The organism is Streptomyces sp. NBC_00663, assembly GCF_036226885.1.
Taxonomy (GTDB): domain Bacteria; phylum Actinomycetota; class Actinomycetes; order Streptomycetales; family Streptomycetaceae; genus Streptomyces.
On record NZ_CP109027.1, the window covers coordinates 7,335,050 to 7,347,265 of the forward strand.

Consider the following 12,216-nt stretch of genomic DNA (forward strand, 5'->3'; position numbering starts at 1 on the left):
GCACCGCATAGCCGGCGTACCAACGAGGAGATCGGTTCGTGACGATCCGCGTAGGCATCAACGGCTTCGGTCGTATCGGTCGCAACTACTTCCGCGCACTGCTGGAGCAGGGTGCAGACATCGAGATCGTGGCAGTCAACGACCTGGGTGACACCGCGACCACCGCTCACCTGCTGAAGTACGACACCATCCTGGGCCGCCTCAAGGCCGAGGTGACGCACACCGCCGACACGATCACCGTCGACGGTCACACCATCAAGGTGCTGTCGGAGCGCAACCCCGCCGACATCCCGTGGGGTCGGCTGGGCGTCGACATCGTCATCGAGTCGACCGGCATCTTCACCAAGAAGGCCGACGCCGAGAAGCACATCGCCGGTGGCGCGAAGAAGGTCCTCATCTCGGCTCCGGCCAAGGACGAGGACATCACCATCGTGATGGGTGTCAACCAGGACAAGTACGACGCGGCCAACCACCACGTCATCTCCAACGCCTCCTGCACCACCAACTGTGTGGCGCCGATGGCCAAGGTCCTGGACGAGAACTTCGGCATCGTCAAGGGCCTGATGACGACGGTGCACGCGTACACCAACGACCAGCGCATCCTGGACTTCCCGCACTCGGACCTGCGCCGCGCCCGCGCCGCCGCCGAGAACATCATCCCGACCACGACGGGTGCCGCGAAGGCCACCGCCCTGGTCCTCCCGCAGCTCAAGGGCAAGCTCGACGGCATCGCGATGCGCGTGCCGGTCCCGACCGGTTCGGCCACCGACCTGGTCGTCGAGCTCCAGCGCGAGGTCACCAAGGACGAGGTCAACGCCGCGTTCAAGAAGGCCGCCGACGACGGCGACCTCAAGGGCATCCTCTTCTACACCGAGGACCCGATCGTGTCCTCCGACATCGTCAGCGACCCGGCCTCCTGCACCTTCGACTCCTCCCTGACCATGGTCCAGGAGGGCAAGTCGGTGAAGATCCTCGGCTGGTACGACAACGAGTGGGGCTACTCCAACCGCCTCGTCGACCTGACGGTCTTCGTCGGCAACCAGCTCTGACCGACAGAGCAGGCAGCTTGACATGAGTGCAGGGCTCGGGCAGCGCGACGGCGCGTTGTCCGAGCCCTCGCTCATGTGATCAGCTTTCGTACGATCCAGAGCCCTCCCCAGGAGTCCCCTATATGAAGACGATCGACGAACTCCTCGCCGAAGGAGTCGCCGGCAAGCGGGTCTTCGTCCGCGCCGACCTCAACGTGCCGCTGGCCGGCACCACGATCACCGACGACGGCCGTATCCGCGCGGTGCTGCCCACCGTCAAGGCGCTGGCCGAGGCGGGCGCCCGTGTGGTCGTCGCCTCCCACCTGGGCCGCCCCAAGGGTGCCCCGGACCCGGCGTTCTCCCTCGCCCCGGCCGCCGCGCGCCTCGGTGAACTCCTCGGCGCCGACGTCGCCTTCGCGACCGACACCGTCGGCGAGTCCGCCACGTCCACCGTCGCCGGCCTCGCCGACGGCCAGGTCGCGGTCGTCGAGAACCTGCGCTTCAACGCCGGCGAAACCGCCAAGGACGACGCCGAGCGCGCCGCCTTCGCCGACCAGCTGGCCGCCCTCGCGGACGTGTACGTCGGCGACGGCTTCGGCGCCGTGCACCGCAAGCACGCCTCGGTCTTCGACCTCCCGGGCAAGCTGCCGCACTACGCCGGCTACCTCATCGCCACCGAGGTCGGCGTCCTGAAGAAGCTCACCGAGGACGTCCAGCGGCCCTACGCCGTCGCGCTCGGCGGATCCAAGGTCTCCGACAAGCTGGCCGTCATCGACCAGCTCCTCGGCAAGGCCGACCGCATCCTCATCGGCGGCGGCATGGCCTTCACCTTCCTCAAGGCCAAGGGCTACGAGGTCGGCGCCTCGCTGCTCCAGGAGGACCAGATCCCGACCGTCATCGAGTACCTGGAGCGCGCCGAGAAGCTCGGCGTCGAGCTGGTGCTCCCGGTCGACGTCGTGGTCTCCGCGGGCTTCCCCGACCTGAAGGCCAAGGCGCCCACCGAGCACGCCGTCGTCGACGCGTCCGACATCCCCGAGGGATCCCTGGGCCTGGACGTCGGCCCGAAGACCGGCGAGCTGTACGCCGGCAAGCTCACCGACGCCAAGACCGTGTTCTGGAACGGCCCGATGGGCGTCTTCGAACACCCCGACTACGCCGAGGGCACCAAGGCGGTCGCCCAGGCTCTCATCGACTCGGACGGCTTCACCGTCGTCGGCGGTGGAGACTCCGCCGCGGCCGTGCGCACGCTCGGCTTCGACGAGAACGCATTCGGCCACATCTCGACCGGCGGCGGCGCCTCCCTCGAATACCTCGAGGGCAAGACGCTCCCCGGCCTCGCCGCACTGGAGGACTGACCCCGCATGACCACTCGCACGCCGATCATGGCGGGTAACTGGAAGATGAACCTCAACCACCTCGAGGCCATCGCACACGTCCAGAAGCTCGCTTTCGCCCTGGCCGACAAGGACTACGAGGCCGTCGAGGTCGCCGTCCTGCCGCCCTTCACCGATCTGCGCTCCGTGCAGACCCTGGTCGACGGCGACAAGCTCAAGATCAAGTACGGTGCCCAGGACATCTCGGCCCAGGACTCCGGCGCCTACACCGGCGAGATCTCCGGGGCGATGCTGGCCAAGCTGAAGTGCACCTACGTGGCCATCGGCCACTCCGAGCGCCGCCAGTACCACGCCGAGACCGACGAGATCGTCAACGCCAAGGTCAAGGCCGCCTACAAGCACGGCCTGACCCCGATCCTGTGCGTCGGCGAGGAGCTGGACGTCCGCGAGGCGGGCAACCACGTCTCCCACACCCTCGCCCAGGTCGAGGGCGGTCTGAAGGACCTCCCGGCCGAGCAGGCCGAGTCCGTCGTGATCGCCTACGAGCCCGTGTGGGCCATCGGCACCGGCAAGGTCTGCGGCGCCGAGGACGCCCAGGAGGTCTGCGCGGCCATCCGCGGCAAGGTCGCCGAGCTGTACACGCAGGAGCTGGCCGACCAGGTCCGCATCCAGTACGGCGGCTCCGTGAAGTCGGGCAACGTCGCCGAGATCATGGCGCAGCCCGACATCGACGGTGCGCTCGTGGGCGGTGCGTCGCTCGATGCCGACGAGTTCGTCAAGATCGTGCGCTTCCGCGACCAGTAAGTATGCGGTAGCGGCGATCCGTCGTACCCTTGCGGGGGCACAGCCCGGCGGCTGTGCCCCCGTCGTCCGTCCAGATCCGAGGAAGTTGGTCCAGCCGTGGTTATGGGGTTCTCGATCGCCCTGATCGTCTTCAGCGCGCTGATGATGCTGCTGGTGCTGATGCACAAGGGCAAGGGTGGCGGCCTCTCCGACATGTTCGGCGGCGGCATGCAGTCCTCCGTCGGCGGTTCCTCCGTCGCCGAGCGCAACCTCGACCGGATCACCATCGTGGTCGGTCTGCTCTGGTTCGCGTGCATCATCGTGCTCGGTCTGTTGATGAAGACGAACAACTGACCGGCACATCCATTCCGTACGTAAGGCCCCATGTTCGGTACGCGCTCCTGAGCGCGGCCTATCATGGGGCTTGCGTCTAGATGTGGGGGCTGTAACTCCAATCACTGGACGCGCGTTGGGCCTTACGTAGACTGAGGCGCTCGCAACGAAGCGAAACGCCGACTCGCTTCGCGGCACCATCACGCAGGGAGTTACGACCGTGGCAAGTGGCAACGCGATCCGAGGAAGCCGGGTCGGGGCGGGGCCGATGGGCGAGGCCGAGCGGGGCGAGTCCGCGCCCCGACTGCGCATCTCCTTCTGGTGCTCCAACGGGCACGAGACGCAGCCCAGCTTCGCCAGCGACGCGCAGGTTCCCGACACCTGGGACTGCCCGCGCTGCGGCTTCCCCGCCGGACAGGACCGGGACAACCCGCCGGACCCCCCGCGCACCGAGCCGTACAAGACGCACCTCGCGTATGTACGGGAGCGGCGCAGCGACGCGGACGGCGAGGCGATCCTCGCCGAGGCACTCGCCAAACTGCGGGGCGAGATCTAGGACTTGACGACCGGCCGGGCACCGAGAGGTGTCTGGCCGGAGCTGTTTTCACGCCGGTCGCCGGGGGTTGTCCACAGGCCCGGCCGACTGTCAGTGGTGACCTCTACGGTTTGTGCATCGCTTCAACGCGTGCGAATCGTGAGGGGGAAGCCGTGGCGGTCGAGGCTGTGGGTGGCGCGGGTGCGCCCGCGTGGCGTGGGGGGTTCGGGCGGCTGTGGGGTGCCGCGGTGCTCTCCAGCTTCGGAGACGCGCTGCGTACGGCGGCGCTGCCGCTGCTGGCCGCCACCCTGACCGACGAGCCCCTGGCGATAGCGGCCGTCACCGCCTGCGGTTATCTGCCCTGGCTGGTCTTCGGGCTGCTCGGCGGCGCCGTCGCGGACCGTGTGGACCAGCGGCGCGCGATGTGGACGGTGGATGCCCTACGAGGTCTGCTCGTCGCCTGCTTCGCCGTCGCCGTCGGCCTGGGGCACGCCTCCATCGGCCTGCTCATCGCGCTCGCCTTCGCGCTGACCACGTTCCAGACCCTCTTCGACAACGCCTCCACCGCACTGCTGCCGTCCCTGGTCGACAGCGACGCCCTCGGCAGCGCCAACGCCCGGCTGATGACCGGGCAGAAGATCGCGGGCGGGCTGCTGGGCGCCCCCGTCGTACCGCTGCTGCTGGCGGGCGGCGCCGCGCTGCCCTTCGCGGCCGACGCGGCGACCTTCCTGTTGGCCGCCGCGCTGGTGGCCTCACTGCGCCCTCCCACCCCCAGCCGCAAGCGGAGACCGGCCGGCAGCACCCTGCGCAAAGAAATCACCGAGGGCCTGCGCACCCTCGCCCGCGACCGGGCCCTGCGCGGCCTGTGCGCCGCCACCGCCCTGTGCAACATCGGCGTGGGCGCCCTCATCGCGACCATGGTCCTCCTGGTGACCGGCTGGCTGGACGCCGGACGCACCGGGTACGTGGCGGCGACCACGGCCTACACCGTCGGCTCGCTCGCCGGGGGAGCGGTCAACCGGCTGCTCGTCTCCCGGATGGGGCGGGTACGGGCGGTGCTGCTCGCCGGAAGCACACAGATCGGCGCGCTCGTCGTCATGGGAACCGTCCGCAGCCTGACCGCGCTGGTCGCCGCGATGGCCCTCTTCGGGCTCCTGGGCATGGTGTGGAACGTCAACACGACGACGCTCATGCAGCAGCGCAGCCCCGCCGAGATGCTGGGCAGGGTCAGCTCCGCCTTCCGGACCCTGGGCGTCGCCGGGGCACCCGTAGGGGCCCTGCTGGGCGGGGCCGTCGCCACCGCCTGGGGGCTCAACACCCCGGCTCTGCTCGCGGCCGTGTTCTTCATCCTGTCCGTCGCCTCGTTGATACCGGCGTTCAAGCGGGACGTACCTGTTGTTGCACCGCAGGACGGCGCCACGACAGCTCATGTCACCCGCTGATCAACTAGGTTGGACCGGCTGGGACAGGCACGAAAGAAGGCGGAAGTCGGACATGAACGCAGACGGCCGTACCAGGCTCAACCAGACGCCCGAGTGGACCGCTCTGGCCAAGCACCGTGAGGAACTCGGCGAGGTGCGGCTGCGCGAGCTGTTCGCCGCAGACCCCGGGCGCGGCGCCGGCTACACGCTCCAGGTCGGCGACCTGCACATCGACTACTCCAAGCACCTGGTCACCGACGAGACCCTGCGGCTGCTGGGGGAACTGGCCGCCGCGACGGACGTCTTCGGGCTGCGGGACGCCATGTTCCGCGGCGAGAGGATCAACACCACCGAGGGCCGGGCGGTCCTGCACACCGCGCTGCGGGCAGCGCCGGACGCGGTGGTCGAGGTCGACGGGGAGAACGTCGTCCCGCAGGTGCACGCCGTTCTCGACAAGATGGCCGGCTTCGCCGACCGGGTGCGCTCGGGCGAGTGGACCGGCCACACCGGCAAGCGCATCAGGAACGTCGTCAACATCGGCATCGGCGGCTCCGACCTAGGTCCGGCGATGGCGTACGAGGTACTGCGCGCCTACACCGACCGCGACCTCACCGTCCGCTTCGTGTCGAACGTCGACGGTGCCGACCTGCACGAGGCCACCCGTGACCTGGACGCGGCGGAGACACTGTTCGTCATCGCGTCCAAGACCTTCACCACCATCGAGACGATCACCAACGCGACCTCGGCGCGGGAGTGGCTGCTCGATGAGCTGAAGGCCGGCCAGGAAGCCGTCGCCCGGCACTTCGTGGCTCTGTCCACCAACGCCGAGAAGGTCGCCGACTTCGGCATCGACACGGCCAACATGTTCGAGTTCTGGGACTGGGTCGGCGGGCGGTACTCCTACGACTCGGCGATCGGCCTCTCCTTGATGATCGCCATCGGCCCGGACCGCTTCCGCGAGATGCTCGACGGCTTCCGCATCGTCGACGAGCACTTCCGCACCGCCCCCGCCGAGTCCAACGTGCCGCTGCTTCTTGGCCTGTTGGGCATCTGGTACGGCAACTTCCACGACGCCCAGTCGCATGCGGTGCTGCCGTACAGCCACTACCTGTCCAAGTTCACCGCCTACCTCCAGCAGCTGGACATGGAGTCCAACGGCAAGTCGGTGCAGCGCGACGGCCGGCCCGTGGACTGGCAGACCGGTCCCGTGGTGTGGGGCACGCCCGGCACCAACGGGCAGCACGCGTACTACCAGTTGATCCACCAGGGCACCAAGCTCATCCCGGCGGACTTCATCGGCTTCGCCGAGCCGGTGGCCGAGCTGAGCGAGGGGCTCAAGGCGCAGCACGACCTGCTGATGGCCAACTTCTTCGCGCAGACACAGGCGTTGGCCTTCGGTAAGACGCCGGACGAGGTGCGGGGCGAGGGGGTGCCGGAGGAGCTGGTGGCCCACAAGACCTTCCAGGGCAACCACCCGACGACGACGATCCTCGCCCGTGAGCTGACGCCGTCCGTGCTCGGCCAGTTGATCGCGCTGTACGAGCACAAGGTGTTCGTGCAGGGCGCCGTCTGGAACATCGACTCCTTCGACCAGTGGGGCGTCGAACTGGGCAAGGTACTCGCCAAGCGGGTCGAACCGGCGCTCACGGAGGGCGCGGACGTGCCGGGTCTGGACGACTCGACCCGGGCCCTGGTCGCCAAGTACCGGGAGCTGCGCGGCCGGTAGCCGGCGCTGAGGGTCACGATGCGGGAAAGCGGGCGGCGCGGGACCGGCCGCTTCCCGTAGACTCCCGACGATCATGGAGGCCATGGCTCGGGGGAGTGCAAAGTGGCTGGTTCGCAAGGCAGTTGGACAGGTGGCTCGCTGACGGCGAGAGATCTGCTGAAGCCGAAGCACGCGGCACGGGCCGCGTTTCATCCGGCGTGGATCCCGGAGTCCATCGACCCGGCCGTGGAGCAGCTCAAGAAGATCCGTCTCATCGCCGGGACGATCGCCGCGGTCGGCGTCTACACCTTCGTGGAGGGCGGCTTCGCCTTCGACGAGATGCTGGAGAACATGCTGACGGCGTCCGTCGTCCTGCTGTTCATCACGCCGCTGACGGTCGGCGTCATGCTCCTGGTGTGGAAGCGGCACGGCGACATCCGGTCGTTGAAACCGCCGTTGTTCAACTCGCTGAAGCTGCTGCTGCTCTTCGTCGGGTCGATCGTGCTCACGGTCGTGCTGTTGCAGTCGACGACCGCCGCGGGATTCTTCCTGCTGCTGCTCGCCCCGATGGTGATCTGGCTGGCGGTCTTCGTCGGACGCGGTGCCTGGCACGTGGGCGCGAACTTCTTCGGCACCGCCGGTGTGCACCGCTGTCTGCCGCCGCTGCTGGCCACGGTCACCACCTGGCTGATGGCCCTGCCCGACCTCTTCACGGGCGACCTGCACGGCCTGAGCCTCGGGATGGGCGTCCTGTTCATCCTGGGCGCACCCCTGACGGTCACGGGCATCGCGCTGATGGAGATGCGACGACTGGACCAGCGCTACGGCATCCGCCTGGCGGCCCACCCGGCCGCGCAGGCGCCGCCCGTCCCGCCGATGCCACCGATGCCGCCCCAGACCCCTCCGACGCCGCCGTACGTGCCGCCGCAGGGGAACCCGTACGGCAACCCGTACGGGCCGGGTCCGGGGCAGCCGTACAACCCCGGGAACCCGTACGGCCCGCCCGCCGGGAACCCCTACAACCAGGGCAATCCCTACGGCCCAGGACCGTACGGCTCCTGAAGGCCTGTGCGTTTCCCGCGGGCCGTGCCTTAGGGTCCTCCTGAAATCGGGGGGTTACCAGAGGTGCAGATGATGCGTGGGGGACGGCTCGCCGTGGTGATGGCGGCGGCCTTGGTGGGGGCGACGCTCGCCGGGTGCGGGCAGCGGCACGAAGCGGACGAGGACGCGCCGCGGAGGGCGGGCCGGGAGGCTCCGGCCGCGTATGCGGGGCTGGCGGACGTGCCCGAGAAGCTTTCCGCGGACGGGACAACGATCGTGGTCGGCGACTCGCATGCCCCGCTCGCCGTGCATCTGTACGAGGACCTGCGCTGCCCGGTGTGCGAGGAGTTCGAGACCACCGGCGGTCAACGCCCTGCGGGCGGCGCTGGAGGCGGGCAAGTTCGCGGAGTACCACGATGTGCTGTACGCCAACCAGCCGGCGGAGGCCGTCGACGGTTTCACCGACGCCTATCTGTTGCGCGGTCCCGCCTTCGACTCCGCGGTGAAGACGATGAAGTACCGCACGTTCGTGACGGCCTCTCAGAAGGTCTTCGACGGTTCCGCGGCGGAGGGCACACCGACGGCGGTGATCAACGACGTGGTCATTCCCGAGCTGTACTACGGGCTGCTGTTCGACCCCTCGCTCTTCGAGACCTTCCTTGAGCAGGTCGGGAAAGATCCCGGCCTGCTCAAGGAACTGGACTTCTGAGCCAGGACGCTCAGGACGATGCCGGCGGGTACAGCGAGCGCGGCAGTTGTGAGGCCGCTGCCGCGTCCAGGAGCCACAGGGTGCGGGAGCGGCCCTGTGCGCCTGCCGCCGGGGCCTGGATCTCGCCCGCGCCCGACAGGGCGATCGCCGCGGCCTGGGCCTTGTCCTCGCCCGCCGCCAGGAGCCAGACCTCGCGGGCGGCGCGGATGGCGGGCAGGGTGAGGGTGACCCGGGTCGGCGGGGGCTTCGGGGCGCCGCGCACACCGACCACCGTACGATCCGTTTCCCGGACCGCGGGGAGCTCGGGGAACAGCGACGCCACGTGCGTGTCCGGGCCGACGCCCAGCATCAGGACGTCGAAGGTCGGCACCGAACCGTGGTTCTCCGGGCCCGCCGCACGGGCGAGTTCCTCCGCGTACGAGGCCGCCGCCGCGTCCACGTCGGCGCCGTGCGGGCCGTCCGAGGCGGGCATGGCGTGCACCCGCTTCGGGTCGAGCGGCACCGCGTCCAGCAGGGCCTCGCGGGCCTGCGTGACATTGCGGTCCGGGTCGCCCTCGGGCAGGAAGCGCTCGTCCCCCCACCACAGGTCGAGCCGGCCCCAGTCGACGGCGTCCCTCGCGGGCGCCGCCGCCAGCGCGGCCAGCAGACCGTTGCCGTTGCGCCCGCCCGTGAGGACCACGGACGCGTAGCCCCGGGAGGCCTGCGCGTCCACGATCTTCGTGATCAGGCGGGCCGCGGCGGCCTGCGCCATCAGCTCCTTGTCGCGGTGCACGACCAGCTGCGGAGTGCTCACTTCGCCGCCGCCTTCTTGGCCGGGGCGCGCTTGACGGCCGTCTTCTTCGGGGGAGCGGGTGCTTCCTCGACGACAGCGGGCACCGGAGCCGGATTCAGCTTCTCCACCCCGAACCGCAGCGCGGACGCGTACGTGTCGTCCGGGTCGAGGCGCCGCAGCTCCTCCGCGATCAGCTCGGCCGTCTCCCGCCGCTTGAGCGCCACCGCACGGTCCGGCTGGCCCTCGATGGACAGCGTCGCCAGGGCGCCGTCCGCACGGTCGAGGACGATCGGGCCGTGGCTGGTGTCCATACGGACCGCGGTCAGGCCGGGGCCGTTGGACAGCGAGCGCTTCACCGGCACGTCCAGCCGGTCCGCGAGCCACATGGCAAGCAGCTCACAGCTCGGGTTGAACTCCTCGCCCTCCACCTCGACGCCCTTGACGTCCACGGTGACCTGGTCGAGGGCCGCCGCCAGCATCGAGCGCCAGGGCGTGATGCGGGTCCAGGACAGGTCGGTGTCGCCGGGCGTGTAGGCGTCGGCGCGGGCGCCCAGGTCCCGTACCGGCTGCTCGGAGGCGTAGGTGTCGGTGACCCGGCGCTGGGCGAGCGCGCCCAGCGGGTCCTTCGCCGGGTCGAGGGGCGCGTCCACCGGCCACCAGACGACCACCGGGGCGTCCGGCAGCAGCAGCGGCAGGACCACCGACTGGGCGTGGTGGACGACGTCGCCGTACAGCCGCAGCACGACCGTCTCGCCGGTGCCCGCGTCCGCGCCCACCCGCACCTCGGCGTCCAGGCGGGACTGCGTACGGTCGCGGGGTGAGCGCGAGACGCGCTTGATGACCACCAGCGTGCGCGAGGGGTGCTCGCGCGACGCGTCGTTGGCGGCCCTCAGGGCGTCGTACGCGTTCTCCTCGTCCGTGACGATGACCAGCGTGAGCACCATGCCGACGGCCGGGGTGCCGATGGCCCGACGGCCCTTGACCAGCGCCTTGTTGATCTTGCTGGCGGTGGTGTCCGTGAGGTCTGTCTTCATGGCCGGCGCCAGCTCCGTCCCTCTCGTGCGAGCATTTCGTCCGCCTCGACCGGCCCCCAGGTGCCGGACGGGTACTGGGCCGGCTTGCCGTGCTTGTCCCAGTACTGCTCGATCGGGTCGAGGATCTTCCAGGACAGCTCGACCTCCTCCGTGCGCGGGAAGAGGTTCGAGTCGCCGAGCAGCACATCGAGGATCAGCCGCTCGTACGCCTCGGGCGAGGACTCCGTGAAGGACTCGCCGTACGCGAAGTCCATCGACACGTCCCGGATCTCCATGGACGTACCGGGGACCTTGGAGCCGAAGCGGACCGTGATGCCCTCGTCCGGCTGGACGCGGATGACGATCGCGTTCTGCCCGAGTTCCTCGGTGGCCGTGGAGTCGAAGGGGGAGTGCGGGGCCCGCTGGAAGACGACCGCGATCTCCGTGACCCGGCGGCCGAGCCGCTTGCCGGTGCGCAGATAGAAGGGGACGCCCGCCCAGCGGCGGTTGTCGACCTCCAGCTTGATCGCGGCGTACGTGTCGGTCTTCGACTTGGCGTCGATGCCCTCCTCCTGGAGGTAACCGACCGCCTGCTCGCCACCCTGCCAGCCCTCGGCGTACTGACCGCGGACGGTGTCCCGGCCCAGGTCCTTCGGCAGCCGTACCGCGCCGAGCACCTTGGTCTTCTCGGCGGCCAGCGCGTCCGCGTCGAAGGAGGACGGCTCCTCCATGGCGGTGAGCGCCATGAGCTGGAGGAGGTGGTTCTGGATGACGTCACGGGCCGCGCCGATGCCGTCGTAGTAGCCCGCGCGACCGCCGATGCCGATGTCCTCGGCCATCGTGATCTGCACGTGGTCCACGTAGGACCGGTTCCAGATCGGCTCGAACATCTGGTTGGCGAAGCGGAGCGCCAGGATGTTCTGGACGGTCTCCTTGCCCAGATAGTGGTCGATGCGGAAGACCTGGTCCGAGCCGAAGACCTCGTGGACGACCTTGTTGAGGTCCTCGGCCGACTTCAGGTCGTGGCCGAACGGCTTCTCGATGACCGCGCGCCGCCAGGAACCGGAGGACTGGTCGGCGAGGCCGTGCTTCTTCAGCTGCTGGATGACCACCGGGAAGGAGCGCGGCGGCACCGACAGATAGAAGGCGAAGTTGCCGCCCGTGCCCTGTGCCTTGTCGAGCTCCTCGATGGTGCCGCGCAGCCGCTCGAACGCGTCGTCGTCGTCGAAGGTGCCCTGGACGAAGCGCATCCCCTGGATGAGCTGCTGCCAGACCTCCTCACGGAACGGCGTACGGGCGTGCGCCTTGACGGCGTCGTGGACCTCGGCGGCGAAGTCCTCGTGCTCCCACTCGCGGCGTGCGAAGCCGACCAGTGAGAAGCCCGGCGGCAACAGACCCCGGTTCGCGAGGTCGTACACGGCGGGCATGAGCTTCTTCCGGGACAAATCGCCCGTGACGCCGAAGATGACCAGGCCCGACGGCCCCGCGATACGCGGGAGCCGTCGGTCGGCGGGGTCACGCAGCGGGTTGCTGCTCGACAAG

General features: G+C 69.5%; 11 protein-coding genes and 1 pseudogene. 9 read left to right on the top strand and 3 right to left on the bottom strand.

From position 1 onward, the window contains the following. Positions 1-38 precede the first annotated feature (38 nt). From gap to OG866_RS33235, 9 genes and pseudogenes are all read left to right on the top strand, one after another. Positions 39-1,049: a type I glyceraldehyde-3-phosphate dehydrogenase gene (gap, locus tag OG866_RS33195; protein WP_329340469.1), complete on the top strand. Its 1,011-nt coding sequence runs from the start codon at positions 39-41 to the stop codon at positions 1,047-1,049. Positions 1,050-1,171: 122 nt separating this feature from the next. Next, complete coding sequence (locus OG866_RS33200) at positions 1,172-2,383, top strand: phosphoglycerate kinase (RefSeq protein ID WP_329340471.1); 1,212 nt, start codon at positions 1,172-1,174, stop codon at positions 2,381-2,383. A gap of 6 nt (positions 2,384-2,389) precedes the next feature. After that, positions 2,390-3,166: a triose-phosphate isomerase gene (tpiA, locus tag OG866_RS33205; RefSeq protein ID WP_329340473.1), complete on the top strand. Its 777-nt coding sequence runs from the start codon at positions 2,390-2,392 to the stop codon at positions 3,164-3,166. A 102-nt stretch (positions 3,167-3,268) separates the two neighbouring features. Then, a complete protein-coding gene (gene secG, locus OG866_RS33210; protein ID WP_059197350.1) occupies positions 3,269-3,499 on the top strand; it encodes a preprotein translocase subunit SecG in 231 nt (76 codons plus the stop codon). Positions 3,500-3,698: 199 nt separating this feature from the next. Beyond that, positions 3,699-4,034, top strand: coding sequence for an RNA polymerase-binding protein RbpA (locus tag OG866_RS33215; protein ID WP_003957010.1), 336 nt, complete (start codon positions 3,699-3,701; stop codon positions 4,032-4,034). Between the two features lie 152 nt (positions 4,035-4,186). Next, complete coding sequence (locus tag OG866_RS33220; protein ID WP_329340476.1) at positions 4,187-5,455, top strand: MFS transporter; 1,269 nt, start codon at positions 4,187-4,189, stop codon at positions 5,453-5,455. Positions 5,456-5,507: 52 nt separating this feature from the next. Beyond that, a complete protein-coding gene (gene pgi, locus OG866_RS33225; protein WP_329340478.1) occupies positions 5,508-7,160 on the top strand; it encodes a glucose-6-phosphate isomerase in 1,653 nt (550 codons plus the stop codon). Positions 7,161-7,262: 102 nt separating this feature from the next. Beyond that, entirely contained in the window at positions 7,263-8,201 is a 939-nt protein-coding gene (locus OG866_RS33230) for a DUF3824 domain-containing protein (protein ID WP_329340479.1), read from the top strand. A gap of 99 nt (positions 8,202-8,300) precedes the next feature. Further along, positions 8,301-8,889, top strand: a pseudogene (locus tag OG866_RS33235) (thioredoxin domain-containing protein). Positions 8,890-8,899: 10 nt separating this feature from the next. On the opposite strand, the gene pgl reads toward OG866_RS33235, so the two are convergent. Genes pgl through zwf form a run of 3 tightly spaced genes read right to left on the bottom strand, consistent with a single transcriptional unit; the run spans position 8,900 to position 12,215 of the window. Continuing rightward, positions 8,900-9,682 (bottom strand): 6-phosphogluconolactonase, encoded by a 783-nt coding sequence (pgl, locus tag OG866_RS33240; RefSeq protein WP_329340481.1) that lies wholly within the window; start codon positions 9,680-9,682, stop codon positions 8,900-8,902. Next, entirely contained in the window at positions 9,679-10,695 is a 1,017-nt protein-coding gene (opcA, locus tag OG866_RS33245) for a glucose-6-phosphate dehydrogenase assembly protein OpcA (RefSeq protein WP_329340483.1), read from the bottom strand. The genes pgl and opcA overlap by 4 nt, the downstream gene beginning before the upstream one ends. Beyond that, on the bottom strand, positions 10,692-12,215 hold the full coding sequence (gene zwf, locus OG866_RS33250) for a glucose-6-phosphate dehydrogenase (protein WP_329340484.1): 1,524 nt from the start codon (positions 12,213-12,215) through the stop codon (positions 10,692-10,694). Before zwf ends, opcA begins: the two co-directional genes overlap by 4 nt. Position 12,216: the final 1 nt, after the last annotated feature.